The 16078-nt window shown below is 51.7% G+C and carries 20 protein-coding genes; 17 read left to right on the top strand and 3 right to left on the bottom strand.

What is annotated here, in order from left to right; genetic code table 11:
• Positions 1 to 47: 47 nt before the first annotated feature.
• Positions 48 to 866, top strand: a complete 819-nt coding sequence (locus HF324_RS19480; RefSeq protein ID WP_168860584.1) for a sterol desaturase family protein — start codon at positions 48 to 50, stop codon at positions 864 to 866.
• On the opposite strand, the gene HF324_RS19475 is transcribed toward HF324_RS19480, so the two are convergent.
• Entirely contained in the window at positions 860 to 1702 is an 843-nt protein-coding gene (locus HF324_RS19475) for an MBL fold metallo-hydrolase (RefSeq protein ID WP_168860583.1), read from the bottom strand. The genes HF324_RS19480 and HF324_RS19475 overlap by 7 nt on opposite strands.
• 145 nt (positions 1703 to 1847) lie before the next feature.
• On the opposite strand from HF324_RS19475, the gene HF324_RS19470 reads away from it, so the two are divergent.
• From HF324_RS19470 to HF324_RS19420, 11 genes are all read left to right on the top strand, one after another.
• The gene (locus HF324_RS19470; protein WP_168804088.1) at positions 1848 to 2219 is read left to right on the top strand and encodes a winged helix-turn-helix transcriptional regulator; all 372 of its coding nucleotides are present in this window, start codon (positions 1848 to 1850) and stop codon (positions 2217 to 2219) included.
• A 178-nt stretch (positions 2220 to 2397) separates the two neighbouring features.
• Positions 2398 to 2589: a class I lanthipeptide gene (locus tag HF324_RS19465; RefSeq protein ID WP_168804087.1), complete on the top strand. Its 192-nt coding sequence runs from the start codon at positions 2398 to 2400 to the stop codon at positions 2587 to 2589.
• Between the two features lie 48 nt (positions 2590 to 2637).
• A complete protein-coding gene (locus HF324_RS19460; RefSeq protein ID WP_168804086.1) occupies positions 2638 to 2835 on the top strand; it encodes a class I lanthipeptide in 198 nt (65 codons plus the stop codon).
• Between the two features lie 96 nt (positions 2836 to 2931).
• A complete protein-coding gene (locus HF324_RS19455) occupies positions 2932 to 3123 on the top strand; it encodes a class I lanthipeptide (protein ID WP_168804085.1) in 192 nt (63 codons plus the stop codon).
• 30 nt (positions 3124 to 3153) lie between these two features.
• Complete coding sequence (locus HF324_RS19450; protein ID WP_168804084.1) at positions 3154 to 3354, top strand: class I lanthipeptide; 201 nt, start codon at positions 3154 to 3156, stop codon at positions 3352 to 3354.
• A 10-nt stretch (positions 3355 to 3364) separates the two neighbouring features.
• Positions 3365 to 3583 (top strand): class I lanthipeptide, encoded by a 219-nt coding sequence (locus HF324_RS19445; protein WP_168804083.1) that lies wholly within the window; start codon positions 3365 to 3367, stop codon positions 3581 to 3583.
• Positions 3584 to 3594: 11 nt separating this feature from the next.
• Positions 3595 to 3786, top strand: coding sequence for a class I lanthipeptide (locus tag HF324_RS19440; RefSeq protein ID WP_168804082.1), 192 nt, complete (start codon positions 3595 to 3597; stop codon positions 3784 to 3786).
• A gap of 26 nt (positions 3787 to 3812) precedes the next feature.
• On the top strand, positions 3813 to 4010 hold the full coding sequence (locus HF324_RS19435) for a class I lanthipeptide (protein WP_168804081.1): 198 nt from the start codon (positions 3813 to 3815) through the stop codon (positions 4008 to 4010).
• Positions 4011 to 4044: 34 nt separating this feature from the next.
• A complete protein-coding gene (locus tag HF324_RS19430) occupies positions 4045 to 4239 on the top strand; it encodes a class I lanthipeptide (RefSeq protein WP_168860582.1) in 195 nt (64 codons plus the stop codon).
• A gap of 94 nt (positions 4240 to 4333) precedes the next feature.
• Positions 4334 to 4525, top strand: coding sequence for a class I lanthipeptide (locus tag HF324_RS19425; protein WP_168860581.1), 192 nt, complete (start codon positions 4334 to 4336; stop codon positions 4523 to 4525).
• Between the two features lie 262 nt (positions 4526 to 4787).
• Positions 4788 to 6353 (top strand): glycoside hydrolase family 43 protein, encoded by a 1566-nt coding sequence (locus HF324_RS19420; RefSeq protein WP_168860580.1) that lies wholly within the window; start codon positions 4788 to 4790, stop codon positions 6351 to 6353.
• A gap of 201 nt (positions 6354 to 6554) precedes the next feature.
• On the opposite strand, the gene HF324_RS19415 is transcribed toward HF324_RS19420, so the two are convergent.
• Positions 6555 to 7724, bottom strand: a complete 1170-nt coding sequence (locus HF324_RS19415; protein ID WP_168860579.1) for a hypothetical protein — start codon at positions 7722 to 7724, stop codon at positions 6555 to 6557.
• A 197-nt stretch (positions 7725 to 7921) separates the two neighbouring features.
• Positions 7922 to 9055: an alpha/beta fold hydrolase gene (locus HF324_RS19410; RefSeq protein ID WP_168804076.1), complete on the bottom strand. Its 1134-nt coding sequence runs from the start codon at positions 9053 to 9055 to the stop codon at positions 7922 to 7924.
• 190 nt (positions 9056 to 9245) lie between these two features.
• Here HF324_RS19410 and HF324_RS19405 point away from each other — a divergent pair, with 190 nt between their 5' ends.
• The 5 genes from HF324_RS19405 to HF324_RS19385 all read left to right on the top strand — a co-directional run bounded on the left by HF324_RS19405 (position 9246) and on the right by HF324_RS19385 (position 16078).
• Entirely contained in the window at positions 9246 to 9824 is a 579-nt protein-coding gene (locus HF324_RS19405; RefSeq protein WP_168804075.1) for an RNA polymerase sigma factor, read from the top strand.
• Positions 9825 to 9885: 61 nt separating this feature from the next.
• The gene (locus tag HF324_RS19400) at positions 9886 to 11061 is read left to right on the top strand and encodes a FecR family protein (RefSeq protein WP_168804074.1); all 1176 of its coding nucleotides are present in this window, start codon (positions 9886 to 9888) and stop codon (positions 11059 to 11061) included.
• Between the two features lie 175 nt (positions 11062 to 11236).
• On the top strand, positions 11237 to 11659 hold the full coding sequence (locus HF324_RS19395; protein WP_168860578.1) for an STN domain-containing protein: 423 nt from the start codon (positions 11237 to 11239) through the stop codon (positions 11657 to 11659).
• Complete coding sequence (locus HF324_RS19390) at positions 11611 to 14571, top strand: SusC/RagA family TonB-linked outer membrane protein (RefSeq protein WP_309475626.1); 2961 nt, start codon at positions 11611 to 11613, stop codon at positions 14569 to 14571. Before HF324_RS19395 ends, HF324_RS19390 begins: the two co-directional genes overlap by 49 nt.
• 10 nt (positions 14572 to 14581) lie before the next feature.
• Positions 14582 to 16078, top strand: a complete 1497-nt coding sequence (locus HF324_RS19385) for a RagB/SusD family nutrient uptake outer membrane protein (RefSeq protein ID WP_168804072.1) — start codon at positions 14582 to 14584, stop codon at positions 16076 to 16078.

Genomic DNA, 16078 nt, shown 5'->3' with positions numbered 1-16078 from the left:
GCGTGGTAGCTAATTTTGGGGTGTTTATCATCAAAACGACCGGAATTATGCAAACACTGACCGAAGCGGTGGCCCGTATTTTCAGCCTGGGGGCGCTGCGCTATTTTATATTGGCTGGCATCCCTTTTATCTTATTTTATCTGATATATCCCGCCCGGTGGAAGCAACAAAAAATTCAGCGGCGGGAAGCCTCCCCGAAAGATTTTTTCCGGGAGATCTGGCATTCTATGCAAAGTACGCTGGTGTTCAGCATTATCTCTGTGACGATATTATTTACGCCGCTGCGGCAGTATACGCTGGTATACACGCATATCGGTGATTTTCCGGTATGGTACATCGGCGTAAGCCTGCTGCTCAGCCTTGTAGTGCACGATACCTACTTTTACTGGATGCACCGGCTGTTGCATCATCCGGTATTGTTTAAAGCCACGCACCTGGTGCATCATAAAAGCACTAATCCCTCTCCCTGGACTTCCTACAGCTTTCACTTGCTGGAAGCGGTGGCAGAAGGAGGGATACTGGTGGTGATTGTCTGTATCATGCCGATGCACCCGTTGACTGTCCTGCTGTTTACCGTTTCCGGTTTTATTATCAACGTATACGGCCATCTGGGCTATGAGATCATGCCCCGCGGTTTCCGCCGCAGCTGGCTGTTTGAGGTACTCAATACATCCGTACATCACAACCTGCATCACAGTCGCTTTAAAGGCAACTACGGCCTGTATTTTCGTATATGGGACCGCGTGATGGGCACCGAGCACCCGAATTACGTCAGTGAGTATGACCGGCTGCAGGCACAGCGTTTTGGAGAGCGGCCGGTGGTCAGCGGAAGTAAAACGCCAGCGCGGGTAGCGGATTTTCAGTGAAGTACCGTCTCACCTTCCTGTGGCACCCTTATCCGCTTTTGCAGTTTTTCTCCGGCCACAAACCGGCGCAGGTCTGCCTTGCTCAGGCTGCAATGGTTGATGGCGTCCATATGTACCGCTATTACGGTGGTGGCAGGCAACAGCCGGGTGATGGCTTTCAGTTCACCGGTGGTGAGTGTCATGGTGATACCGGGCGCCAGCACGGGGTTCTCACGGGTAAAGTGGCATTCGCCGGTGTTGGCGATCACGATGGGAGGCTGTGTGGTGGTGAGCGACGCCTTTAATTTATCATCGAGAATAGCGTCGCCGGTGATGAACAGGGAGCCATCAGGACTTTGCAGATAGTAGGAGGAGGAGATGCCGAAAGGCGGTTCTCCGTTTGCTCCGGGGTAATGGCTCGACAGGAACCGGCGGAAGGAGATGCCTTCCCAGGTAACCGAGCTATCTATCACACGCGTATTGGTAAATCCTTTTTCTTTCAGTTTAGCATCATCTCCGGGTTGACAGAAGATCAGCATGTCTTTAGGAACATACTTTTCTGCAGCGCCATCGAAGTGGTCGGGGTGATAGTGGGTCAGCAGTATGGCATCAATGTCTTTCAGTACGCTGTCGCGGTGAAAAGGCAGGTCAATCGTTGGATTCTTCCGTTCGTCTGCAAAGAAAATGGGAGGCTCGGTACCTTTATCGGCCAGTATGGGATCGGTTAGAAGGCGCCGGTGGTTGATGGTGATCTTCACTGTGGCACTCCGGATCAGCTGAATCTGTAAAGGTTGAGCCACGCTATCTGTTGCCAGGGCACTGATACAGGCGAGTATCAGCGGGATGATTTTCTTCATAAGGAAGCTGTTTTATTTTTAATGGGACCAAAGGTATACCTTTACATCCTGCGGGGTAAGGAGGTACTTTTCCGTGCCTTACTTACTTTTTTGTAGGTTTTGTTGATCATCGCCGGGAGGCGCAGACAAATTTTTTTAAAAAAATATGAGAGATCCGAGATTACACTGTCCGCTGACAGTGGCGGTAAAAGCCATCAGTGGTAAATGGAAGCTGTACATATTAAGTATGCTGTCGGATGGAACGCCGAAGAGATATACAGAATTGCTGAAAAGCACCTGTGAAAACCTCACGGAGAAAATGCTTACCAGCCAGTTGCGGGAACTGGAAAAAGACGGTATTATCACCCGGAAAATATACCCCGAAGTACCACCGAGAGTGGAGTATATGCTGACGGCGTCGGGGGAGAAGCTGTGCGCTATTTTCGAACCGTTGTACGAATGGGGGGTAGACTATATGAAAACGCAGCGCCATGAAAAGTTGGCCTGGCTGGAAATGGGATTGCGCGAGCTTTCCTGATACAGATTGTTACGGATGTGTCCATGCAGGTTGACCCCGGCCTGCAAAAAAAATTTTTTTTCCTGCTCATTTTTACTATCTTCAATAGTATCTCAAAATAATCAACAACTCATGCCAATTAACCCGTCTACATAAAGTAATTTCTCAACCCAAATTCGAACCTGTAAATCTCCTCCTTATGAAGAAAAAAGCAACGATTGGAAAAAAAATGTCTTTCAACAAGACAACTATTGCCCAACTGAACACATTCCAGCAAACCCTGATTGCTGGTGGTATGCTGCCTATTACCAGGCAAATCGAATGTCTCGAGACAAGGCAAGCCACCTGTGTGACTATTCCCTACACGCAGGAAGTCTGTGTGTTTTGCTGATCTGTACTGTAATTCAACCGAAATTTTGAACCCGTAAATCTCCTCCTCATGAAAAAGAAGACAACGATTGCCAAAAAAATGTCTTTTAACAAGACAACTATTGCCCGGCTGAACCCGCAGCAGCAGGCAGAAATCGCCGGTGGCATACCCACCACCACTATCACTCTCTCAAAAGTATGCAGGGAAACTAATTACGAGACTTGTAACACGTTCCCTTATACGCAGGAAATCTGTGTATTCTGCTAATCTGATCTAATCCCTTTTTAACCCGGGATCAAACTGTCCTGGCGGCTGCATGCCCGCCAGCGGGATTGTTTTGTCCTGTAAACCCGCTCCGTTTTTATGAAAAAGAAAAAAATGACCGCAGAAAAGAAGCTGCACTTCGGCAAATCTGCCGTAGCCGTACTCTCTGCTTCTGAAAAAGAAATGCTGGCCGGCGGCCTTCCACCGGTAACGCTGGACAGGAAATGTCAGACTTACTGGGATACCTGTAGTACATATCCTTACACCAGCCCGGAATGTATTCCCTGTTAAGGTATCGCTTAACCTGAACATCCATCATTTATGAAAAAGAAAAAAGTAGCGATTGAGCGCAAACTGGCGCTCAATAAGGCGGCTATTGCCACGCTGAACGCAGATCAGCAGAAAAAAATCGCCGGTGGCGCTATGTTTATTACACGGCCCATTGAATGCGAGTCATTCGTAGAGACCTGCGTTACCGTGCAGATTCCAACAGGCCCCTGTCAAATTTGTAACATCCTTTAAACTGTAACTCATGAAAAAGAAAAACATCGCAATCAGCAAAAAACTCTCCTTCAACAAGGAAACTATCGCAGCATTGAATGGTAACCAGCAACAGCTCATCGCTGGTGGCGCTATTCCTATTACCCGCCTGGTAAACTGTACCTCCGGTATGGAAACCTGTGGCGGCGAAACCTGCGCTACTATCCAGCGCCCGGGTGGTCCCTGCGAACTGTGTCCTATCCTCCAGTAAAATAATCACTGATGAAAAAGAAAAACACAGCCATCAGAAAAAAGCTTTCCTTCAATAAGGAAACAGTCGCAACGCTCAACAACACACAACAGCACATGCTGGCAGGAGGCTCCAGGACCGTTACCAAACTGATCACCTGCACCTCTAACGGCGTTACCTGTGTAACCACAACAGCTACCGGCGTTTGTGACGACTGCGCATAATTTTTTCACTGCCTGAATTTTTTCTCATGAAAAAGAAAAACATCGCTATCGGAAAAAAACTCTCCTTTAATAAGGAGACGATCGCATCACTCAACGCGGGGCAACAACAGTTGATCGCTGGCGGGGCAACCACTGTGACCAGGGTGATCAATTGCACTACCGGACTGGAAGAAACTTGTCCGACGATACCCTTTACCGGCCGCGTATGCGTACGCTGCATGTAGTATTTTATCTTTTCAGCATGTAAAACATGTCACCATGAAAAAGAAAATCTCCATCAGCAAAAAGCTGGCGTTTAGTAAAGCTACCATCGCGGTGCTCAATGAGACACAACGAAATATGGTGGCCGGCGGTACGGGACCGATTACCAATCAACCCAATTGCACTACCATCATCGTCACCTGTCAAACTGTACAAGCCCCGGGTGAAGCCTGCAGGGATTGTCAGGAATAGACTAACCGGTAGAAATATCTGTCAAAGCTGCACCGGCCCTTCGTGGCCTGTGTGGCTTTGGCGTGTTATTGTTTCACCATTTAAACATGTCGCCATGAAAAAGAAAATTGCCATCAGCAAAAAATTGTCATTTAACAAAGACGCTGTCGCGGTGCTCAACCCGACGCAACAGCGCAGCCTCGCTGGCGGAAAAGCTTTCGAGACCAGTCCCTATAACTGTGCCACCCTGTATATTACCTGTGAAACATCACCAGGAACAGGGCAGACCTGCTGGTTGTGCGAGTAATGTACCCGGCAGTTAGTTGAGCCGCATAAACCAATGGTTTGTGCGGCTTTCCGGTTTTTGTTACTTTAGGAAGATAAATATACCCTGGGAGATACTAAACGACCACGCTTTTGTACAACATGCCGCCAGTGATCATCTATATACAGAACACATTCGCTGGTGATAAATTTCTTCACCGGATAAAAAAAAGTCCATATGTTCGCACATAAATACGTTATGACGATGGTGGTGATTGACCGCCACGACTTTCAAAAGTGAACAAATGAGATACTTTTTTTCCCTGCCGCTATGGGCAGGCCTTTGCCTGTTGCTCCTAACAGGCGGCCATCTGCAGGCACAAACCAACGCTTCCTGGACGCCGGACAACGGCGACGGCACCTTCAAAAATCCACTGATGTGGGGAGACTGGCCCGATCCGGACATCATCCGTGTAGGCGACACGTTTTATTTCGTTTCCACCAGTATGCATTACGTCCCCGGGTGCCCGGTAGCGGTGTCCCACGACCTGGTCAACTGGAAAATGGCCGGTTATGCGGTACCCCGCTATGAAGAAGATCCGCGCTATGACCTGAAAAACGGCCATATGTACCTCAGCGGCTCCTGGGCGGCCACTATCCGTTACCATAACGGCTTGTTCTATGTAGGCTTCTGCACGCCGGAAATGGATGGCCGCAAGGGGCAGTTTTCCATGTGTACGGCTAAAAATATTGAAGGCCCCTGGACACGGACCATCTTCCCGGAATACCTGTACGATCCCGGCTTGTTCTTTGACGACGATGGCAAGGTGTACGTCGCGCACGGACAACAGAAACTATTTATCACGGAACTGAACAGCGACGCGCTGTCTGTGAAAACGCCGCGGCGCGAGATTTATGACAACCGCGACTACCCTTACCTGGAAGGCTCGCATATGTATAAAATCAATGGTAAGTATTACATTCTAGGGAGCACCGGCGGCACCAAAGGACGGCAGGTATGTCTGCGGTCGGACAATGTGTACGGCCCCTATGAATCGAAGGTGGTGATAAAGGACGACCATTCCTATCCGGGCAACGGCCTGCATCAGGGCGGGATGGTACAGCTCCAGAACGGCGACTGGTGGTTTATCATTATGCAGGACCGTGGCCCTATCGGCCGTGTGCCCAACCTCGAACCGGTGACATGGGTCGATGGCTGGCCAATGTTAGGTGTCAACGGAAAAGGGGTGGACACCTTTCCCAAACCGAACGTAGGCAAAACTTACCCGGTAGCGGTACCGGCTACTTCGGATGAATTTAATACAGGCTCCCTGGGGCTGCAATGGCAATGGAACCACAATCCGGACAACGGCAAATGGTCGCTTACCCGCCGGCCGGGCTACCTCCGGTTACATGCCGGTAAAGCCCGGCGGCTGGCGGATGCCCGCAATACACTGACACAACGGGTGGAAGGTCCTTATTCGGAGGGCACGGTCTCTCTCGATCTTTCCGGCCTGAAGCCGGGGGATATCGCAGGACTGGGCGTATTCCAGTCGCCATCTGCTTATGTAGGCGTCCGCTGCAACGGAAAAAACAAAGCGCTCATCATGGTGAATAACGACAGCACGGTGGCGGTGTTGCCCTATAGCCCTTCCCGAATCTGGCTGAAAGCGGTGGTGCAGGAAAAAGACTTCACGGCCACTTTTGCCTATAGTAAAGACGGCCGGCATTTCACGACCATAGGCAACGCGCTGAAAATGGGCCTCGGACTGGACTGGACGGCCAACCGCTTCGCGCTGTTCCTTTTTAATACCGATATGACCGGACCCGAAAGCAGGGGATATGCGGACTTTGACTGGTTCCGCCGCTAAGATGCTTATTAAACGCATGAAACAAGAACGGCTGTACCACAGGGTACAGCCGTTTGTTTTTGGGGTTTCAAAACCTTCATGTTTACTCGGATTTTCTGATGACCCGGAATCTGCCGGATATTGATTTTTTGATGATCTTCAAACCAGGGCACTGACCTTCTTCCCGGTATACTGTAGCGGTAAATTGTCCCGTCACGTACTCTACGTCTCCCGACTTTTCCTTTTTTTCAATAGTGATACCACCCGGCGAGATGACATCGTCTTCGTAACAGGGGAATAAGCGGGAACATAGCCTTCGCCCGGACGGGCATTGTAAACAGCTACGCCTGTGTTGGCGATCTGGTCCATGTTGTAGGGATAGTGGCCGGTATTATGACCTGCCAGGAATAACATAATGCTGCTGGTGGTAGCGCCGATATTGCCGTTGATGGTGATACCCTGATCATCTTCCACATAAAAAATGCTGGTCAGTGACTGAGAAACGCCATTGATCTCAGCGAAGAAGTATGTTTCATCTACAATATAAATCCGGGTCAGCAGAACCACCTTGCCCGTAGCGGAAGGGCGGCTGACGCCCGGTGGAAGGATATTGTAGATCTCCACGCTGACTTCCACAGGGTTGTGGGATGGAATTGCATTGGGAGCGGTATAGGTGCTCTGCCTTTTGTTGGCAGCCACATTGAGAGAGCCCTCGTTAAACACCTGCCAGTTGCGGATATTTTTAGCATTTTCCTCTGCGTAATAGTGATTGCCGATTTCCATAGGAGCTCCCGGTGTCAGAGGAGCCAGCAGGAAAGGAGACATAATATCAATGGTGGTGGCGCCTTTAGGTTTCAGTTCACGACTGCCCACTTCCAGGTAAAATTCGGCGAAGATGGCCCAATCACTAAAGTGGGTGGTATTGACCTTTAATGTCTGATCTGTTTCGTTGAGGGTGGTCTGGGGAATCATTTTCCAGACGCCATCGTTTCCCTGAAAGGCTGCATATAAGGCCTGGGCAGAAGTATTGGCCAGATCGGCGTCGTCGTAATGAAAGGTCAGTTTCACTGGCTGCGCGAAAGTCTGGCCTTCCGGCAGGAGGCGGTAGCTTTTGCCGGGGCTGCCGGGCAGAGTGTTGGAAACAGGCTGGATGCTGAAATCTGTTTCTTTCGTTACCGCACCGGCCGGGATCTCTATCTGCACGCGTCCATCGGTCGTGGCGAGTGTTCCGCCGGCCGGGCCTATTTTAGCATGGACCGCATCGCCGGCCGGGATGCCTTTTTCCCTTACTGCGCCGTGTTCAGGCGGTGTGGGGCCGGTCTGGCTGCTATCATTTTTCCTGCAACTATATATGCCCAGCAGCAGCAGGGTATATACGGCCATTCTCTTCATGACGGAATACATATCGTTTTACTTTTATTATAAGGGGCGCATTTGATGCGATGCAAATGTAAAACGTGCGTTCCTGGTGAACATGCGTAGTAGTGCTCAAAAACGCATTTACGTGGTACTACGTAGAAATGAAGATGATCAACATAAAAAAAGAACGCTTATCACTAAGCGTCCCTTTTTATGCATCAACGATAAGATTATTTCAAAGCCATCGGTCTTACATCCTGCACCAGTGTCAGCAGGAACTTGCCCGGTTCTTCCATCATCATCAGGTGGGATGAGTTTTCAAACCATACCCCTTTTTTATAGGGCGCCTTCACTTTTTTCAACCAGGCCTCCGTAGGTTCGGAGGGGGTGGTATAGTCATGCCGTCCCATAAACATCAGTACCGGGATAGGAAACGTTTTTACGTTTTTGAAGTCCACAGCCAGGAACTCATCTATTACTCTGCCGAGGGTAAAGATGTTGCCTTCATCGATGGCGTCCACATCTTTCTTATCATATTCCGGAGACAGCAGGGGGGCGTTGAAGAAATAGGAAGGCACCGGTCTGTACGCTGCCAGTCCGCCATATTCCTGTGGCCATTTGCGGGCAATGATGATCCTTTCGCGGGTGATGGGTTGGTCGCCCGGGTAGGGCGCGATGGATCGCAGCTCCCGGATGGCGGTGGTATCATTGCGGCGGATGGCTTCTTTCAGGCCAAATTCAAAGCTTACCCGTTCGTTGTCCACCGTGTTGATGTTCTGGCCTGCGCCAATATACACGTAGAACAGATCGGGACGTTTCAGGGCGGCGCGCATCGCCACAATAGTGCCCCAGCTGTGGCCCATGAGGACCAGTTTCTTTTTGTGGTATTTCAGGCGGAGCTGTTCGGCCAGTTCAATGGCGTCGTCTACATAACGGTCGATGTGCAGGGTGGCGCCCAGGTTGGTGGTATCGTTGGACAGGAAGCTTTTGCCGGAGGCGCGCTGGTCATATTGCACCATGGTGAAATATTCTTCCACAGGCCGCTGCCAGGTCCAGGCTACGGGCGACATGGGAGAGGCGGGGCCACCATGTACAAAGAGGATGATAGGATTGTTACGGTCCTGTCCCCGTACAAATACCCATTGTTTGGTGCCGCCGAGGGTAGCTTCGAAATTCTCCTGGACACCGTTGGGGCTTAAAATTTTACTCAGCCCGGTGATCAGTTTTTTACCGCCGGCATATTTGTCGGTCACATTATTGTTTTGTGCATGGCCGGCAGGATGGAAAGCCACGGAGATGGCCAAAAGCAACAGGAACGCTCTCAGGTGCTGGCAAGCGTTGGCTCGCAGTCGGTTTGTTAGCATGTAACGAATTTGTGGTATCAGATAGTAAATAAATAAGCAAAAACGCAAACGGCGGCAAACTATTGTTTTTTATGTTAATGGACAAATCCGGGTATGGCTGGCGGGAAAAGGCTTCTTTTTTTGCCGCATTTAATATTAAATTTACCGGTCTCCTGTAGGGGGAGCTTGATTGTCTGATATCTTATATAGAATGAATGAACAGGAACTGCTAAAGCGGCTCGCCGCAGGTGACCAGGCGGCCTTTACAGCGATTTATCTGCAATACCACGGGGGGATTTATACCTACCTGTTGAAATTCACCAAAAATCCGCTGCTCACAGAAGATCTGGTGCACGATGTGTTCCTGAAAATCTGGGAGGTCCGCGAACAGCTGGACATTAAGTCCTCTTTTGCCGCATACCTGTACCGCCTCGCCCGCAATGCCGCGCTGACCCAGCTGAACAGGCTGACGCTCTTCGATGCCGTAAGGGATGAGGTGATGCATCGTATGTCACTGGGCATCCATGAGCAGTCGGTGCTGAACGCCGTGGAACAGAAGCAGTACGAGGAGCTCTTGCAGCGGGCTATCGACAACCTGCCGCCGCAGCGTCGGGAGGCGTTTATCCTCTGCCGCCAGCAGGGCAAAAGCTATGAAGAAGCTGCTGCACTGATGAATATCTCCCGTAATACATTTAAACAGCACCTGTCGCTGGCCGTAAAATCCATCCGGGACTACCTGCTGGAACATGGCAATATCTCCCTGCTGATGCTGCTGATAGCCATGAAATAAAAAAAACGGATTTTTTTTCCGGACCATCCACCCATTTCTTTTACTCATTAGTCTTATTAGTATGGAACCAAATAAATTTCCTGCGGACCTGTTGCAAAAGTACCTCGACGGCACCATTACGGAGCCGGAAAGCGGGACGCTGTTTGCCTGGCTGAAGGAAAACCCGGCAGCAGCGGAGCAGGAGGATGCCCTGGAAAAAGTGCTGCAGGGCAATTATGATACGGCTTTCACCACAGGAGCGCCTTTGCCCGCCGGCGCCAGTCAGCGTATACTCGACCGGCTGATGGTGTCTGTAGCGGCGGAAGATACGGATATTGTCCGCCCGCTGCCGTTGTGGCGCCGTTCCTGGGTACGGTATGCAGCTGCCGCAGTGTTGGTGGCGGCGCTGGCTGTTCCTGCCGCCAGGATGCTGACCAGCCGGAAAAAGCCGGCAACGCCCGCACCGATGGCCATCACCAGCGGCACTAACCGCGCAGTGCTGAAACTTGCCAACGGTAAGGAAATTATGCTGGACAGCACCCGCGGCAGCATCGTACAGGAGCCGGGGCTCACCGTGCGGAACGACAGCGGCCGGCTGAACTACCAGGGAGCTACCGCTGCGGTGGAATACCATACATTAACAACGCCGCGCGGCGGTCAATACCGCATAGAACTGCCCGATGGCACAGCTGTGTGGCTGAATGCCGCCTCCAGCATCACCTATCCGACAGTCTTTACGGATAAGGTCCGGGCCGTGATAATAACAGGGGAGGCTTACTTCGAAGTGGCAGCCAATACCCACAAGCCTTTCCGGGTGGATGTAAATGGGAAAGCGACCGTGGAAGTACTCGGTACCCGGTTTAACGTAAACGCCTATACGGATGAAGCCAATCTCCGTACCACCCTCCTGGATGGCAGCGTGAGAGTGAACCATCAGCAAACATCCATGGTGCTGAAGCCCGGCCAGCAGGCCGCCATATCAGGCGAAGGACTCCGGCTGGTGGAACATCCGGACCTGGAAATGGCCATCGCATGGAAAAACGGTTCGTTTCAGTTTGATCATGCCCATCTGAAAGAAGTGCTGCGACAGATGGCCCGGTGGTACGACGTGACGGTCGTATACGAACCCGGCAGCGCAGACATCGTCTTCAGCGGAGAAATAAAAAGAGATCTGGACCTGCCACAGGCACTGATAGTGCTGGAAAAAATGGGCGTCCGTTTCAGAATAGAAGGTAAGCAATTGATTGTCATGCCATAAAGCAACCATAATAAAAGTTTAGGTCAACAAGCAACAACAGGTGAGGAGGTGAACATGCCGGCCTTAGTGGTCAGGGCCTGGTATGTCCCGGAACGAAAAGTCCTTTGGGCTTAACGGCGGAGCTATGCCCGGCCACTTCAGCCACCGGTTATTATTTATCAACCAAAAATATGTTATGCCAGAATTGAGACGTCCAAAGCGGTGTATACCGTGGAAACAGCTGGGGCTGTTGCTGCTGATAGCAGCTATGGGACTGCCGCTGAGGGGATTATCCCAGACTATGAACTACAGTAGCAAAAAAGCTACCCTGCAACAAGTGTTTGCAGAAATAAAGAAACAGACCAACCATGTTGTGGTATTCAATCCGGAGCAGGTAGACGTTACGCAAACTGTTCCGGTGAATGCCCGCAACCAGCCATTGGAGGCGTTTATGAGGCAGCTGCTGGCCAAAACGCCATTGAACTTCACGATCGTAGGCACCACCATCGTGATATTCCGGAAGGCCGATGTGCCCCGGAGTTCAACGCACCGCCGCCGCCCGTGGAAGTCATGGGAATGGTCTATGATGAAAAAACAGTCCAGCCGATACCCGGTGTGAGCGTCTTTGCCAGTGTATCAGGTAAAGGCACGCAGACCAACGAAAAAGGATTTTTTTCATTGAAGAATTTAAAAGACGCAGAAATGCTCACCTTCTCCAGCATCGGCTACGAGAAGGTGACCATGGCTGCCGGACAGCCCGGCGTGACCATGTACGTGAAAATGAAAGTGGCCACCAGTGAACTGGACCAGGCCGTGGTACAGGGTTATGGCGTTACCAGCAAAAGGCTGGCCACGGGTAACATCACCAAAGTGACGGGAACAGAGATTGCCTCGCAACCGGTAATGAACCCGCTGCAGGCGTTGCAGGGCAGGGTGCCCGGCCTGCTGGTCACGCAAACCTCAGGCTACGCCAGTTCCCCCGTTAAACTGGAAATCAGGGGACGGAACTCCCTCGGCAAAGGGTTTCTGTCAGACCCCTTATATATCATCGATGGCGTGCCGCTGACGGTGCTGAACCTCGTCAGCGTCACAGAAGGTGTATCTTCCGGATTTGTGCAGGGCGGATTTTCTGCCGCCGGTGGACAGAGCCCTATATTCGGGCTCAACGCAAAAGATATCGAAAGCATTGAAGTGCTGAAAGATGCGGATGCAACAGCCATCTACGGCTCCCGCGGCGCAAATGGCGTTATCCTCATCACTACCAAAAGAGGTAAAACAGGGAAAACAGCACTGTCTGTAGATGTGCGGGAAGGCATTGTCACAGTGCCCCGCCAATGGCATCTGCTGGACACCAGAGAATACCTGCAGATGCGCCGTGAGGCTTTCAAAAATGAAGGCATCACACCTACTATCGCCACTGCCCCCGATCTGATGCTGTGGGACACCACCCGCTATACCAACTGGCAAAAAGAGATCCTGGGCACAGGCACCATGACCAACGTATCGGCCAGCCTCTCCGGCGGCGATAACCAGAATACCTTTTACGTAAGCGCCAACTACGGTCGTCAGGTGGAGCTGCTGAGCAAGAGCGGCGCTTCACAAAAAGCGTCCGTGATGTCGCGTTTACGGCATGTCTCTGCCAACCAGAAGTTCAGCATCATGGTAGGAACCACCATCGGCTATACGAAAGTGGATGCGATCGTTAATCCGGGGGATGCCGCTTATCTGCCTCCCAACGCGCCTCCTATCTATGACAGCAAAGGAAATCTCAACTTCGCGGAATGGACGGCGCACAGTCCTAATAGCCAGTTCCCCTTTGAAAATCTGGGCAGAAAAAATATCAGCCAGTCCACCCAGTTTGATGGAAGCCTGGAGCTGCGGTATGAGATCGCTAAAGGACTCACCTTCAGCACTACCGGCGGCTATTCTTTTGTCAACGGAACGAGCGACAATTTCGTGCCGATCGCAGCGCAGAATCCTGCGCTGAACCCCACCGGCATGGCCATCTTTGGCACTACCCGCAATACCAACTGGATCGTGGAACCCCAGCTGGCTTACACCCGTTTTATCGGGAAAGGCGACCTGTCCGTACAAGCCGGTACCAGCTACCAGTCAGCGGCCACCAACGGCAGTACGGTCTTTGGCTTCGGCTTCGGTGACGACGCCCTGCTGGGCAGTATTTCCAACGCACCCTTTCAACAGGCCGCTGAAATGCTGAGCCGCTATAAATATGCGGCGGTATTCGGCCGTATTTCCTATAACTGGGACAACAAATATATCCTGAACCTGAATGCCAGGAGAGATGGTTCTTCCCGCTTTGCACCGGGACGTCAGTATGGCAATTTCGGCTCCGTGGGCATGGGATGGATCATGTCGGAAGAACCCTGGATGAAAGCGGTGCTTCCCCAGTGGGTCACTTTCCTGAAGCTGCGGGGCAGCTACGGCATCACCGGGGGAGATGGTTCTATCGGCGACTACCAGTACCTCTCGCAATGGGGCACACGCACCATCGGAGGATTGCTTGGCAAATACGACGGCGTACAGCCTTATGTGCCCATACACGCCATGAACCAGGACTACCACTGGGAAGCCAATAAAAAAATGGAAGGATCGTTGTCTGTCGGTTTCTTAAACGACCGAATCAATCTCGAGGTGTCGCATTACCGTAACAGGACCGGCGATCAGGTGACTGGCCTGCCCACGCCACAGTACACCGGCTTCGGTTCAGTACTGGCCAACTGGGCGGCCGTAGTGCAAAACAGCGGCTGGGAAGGTATGCTCAGGGCCAACCTGGTACAGCGAAAAGACTACTCCTGGTCGGTATCGTTTAACATCTCCCGTAACCGGAATATACTGGCGGCCTATCCTGACCTGGAATTCTCTCCCTACTACGGCACCTATAAAGTGGGGCAGTCGTTGTCTACCAGATACTATCTGCACTATATCGGCATAGATCCGCTTACCGGTAAACATGCTTTCGAAGACCGTAACAAAGACGGACAGGTGAATGTAAACCTCAGCGTACCTGATGGGACCGGCGCCGATGACCGTTATGTTCCGATCGACGATGCTCCTAAATATTATGGCGGTATCGGTTCCCAGTTCTCCTGGAAAGGCGTGCGGCTGGATCTTTTGTTCGACTTTAAAAAACAGCTGGGCCCGGACCCCTTTGCTAATGTACTGCCGGGCGCTATGAGCAATCTGCCAAGGGAAGCGTTGGCCAACCACTGGACAAAACCAGGCGACAATGCGAAATACGCAGGTTTCGCTCCTATTGGTTACACGTTGTTTAATGCATCCGACGGCGCTTTTATGGATGCTTCCTATCTCAGGCTCCGGAGCCTTGCCGTTAGTTATGACATCCCGGAGAAGCTGGTGAAAAAGGCCCGTATGGAGAGCTTCCGCGTGTACCTGCAGACAGAGAATATTTTCACCATCACCCGCTATACAGGACTGGACCCTGATACGAAGAGCCTGACGGCGCTGCCTTCCCCGCGGACCATCACCGGTGGTGTAATGCTTAATTTTTAAATGATGATTTATGCAGACCTATCATAAAATAATTGCGTTTTCCGGTGGATGGCTGTTATGGGCGAGTCTTCTCACCTCCTGTAAAAAGCTGGTGTCTGTACCGGCTCCTGTCAGTACTATTTCCACCAGCCAGGTATTCAGTTCGGAAAAGCAGGCCAATGGCGCGATGGCGGGTGTATACAGCAGAATGATCAACGGCGATGATCCGGTGGGTGCTCCACCGGTGGGAGAGTCTTCCTTTGCTGCCGGACTCTCCACGATGCTGGGCGGCCTTTCCTCTGATGAACTGTATTTCTTCCGCTCTGTTGCTGAAAAATCCTGGTACCTCGTCAACACCAACAAACTGACCGCACAGGAGGCCAGCCGTACCAATGGCGTCTGGACCTCTGCGTATAATGCGATATATGGCGCCAATGCTGTGATGGAAGGAGTGGCGGCCTCTACATCGCCCAACCTGAAAGACAGTGTGAAACAGGCGTTGACAGCAGAAGCTAAGTTTGTGCGGGCCTTTTCTTATTTCTATCTCACGAATTTTTTTGGAGATGTGCCGCTGGTGCTGACCATCGACTTTAATAAGACACGTAACATGCCGCGGACCTCACAGGCACAGATATACGGACAGATAGAAATGGACCTGAGAGACGCCGTGGCAGCTTTGCCTGAAACTTATCCCACCAGCCTGGGAGAGCGGATACGTCCTAACCGTTATACCGCCAGCGCCATGCTGGCGAGGGTGTATCTCTATCAGCGCAACTACGCCGGAGCCGTGGAAGCCGCTACCACCGTCATCAACCAGGCAGCTTTGTATCAGCTGGAGCCCGATCCCAACAACACATTTGTTACAACCAGCCGGGAAGCTATCTGGCAACTGAAACAAAATGACGTCTCCGCCTTGCTGCGCAATGCTACACCGGAAGGATATATGTTTATACCATTATATCTGAAGACAGGCGTTGCGTCTTACATACTGACCGACACCCAGATGAAGGCGTTTGAAACCGGCGATAAGCGCCTTTGCTGGATAGACAGCACCAAAGCCGCTCCCGCGCCAGATGTGCCGGCGGTGGTGTCCTACTATCCCAATAAATATCATATCGGTCAGCCCAACAGTGAATTTATGGCGCCTCCCCGTGAGTACTATGTAATGCTGCGGCTTGCGGAGCAATACCTGATACGCGCAGAAGCCGCCGCCAATGGCGGCCCGGGCGGCCTCGCCTCCGCCATCGCCGATCTCAATATGGTCCGTTCCCGCGCGGGGTTGCCTGCGTTACCGGCCTCGCTCAACAAAGAGCAGGTGTTGGCGGCCGTGGCCAAAGAGCGGCAGACAGAGCTCTTCGCCGAATGGGGACACCGCTGGTTTGACCTGAAGCGTACGGGCAAAGCAGCAGCGCTGTTGTCTGCTATTCCCTTAAAACAGCCATGGTCGGGTGATCATCAGTTGCTGTATCCCATTCCGAATACAGAAATCAGTGTAAACCATTTCCTGACCCAAAATCCCGGTTACTAA

The organism is Chitinophaga oryzae (assembly GCF_012516375.2).
Classification (GTDB): domain Bacteria; phylum Bacteroidota; class Bacteroidia; order Chitinophagales; family Chitinophagaceae; genus Chitinophaga; species Chitinophaga oryzae.
The sequence above is the reverse complement of the archived record's forward strand: the minus strand, read 5'-3'. Positions and strand labels throughout refer to the sequence as shown.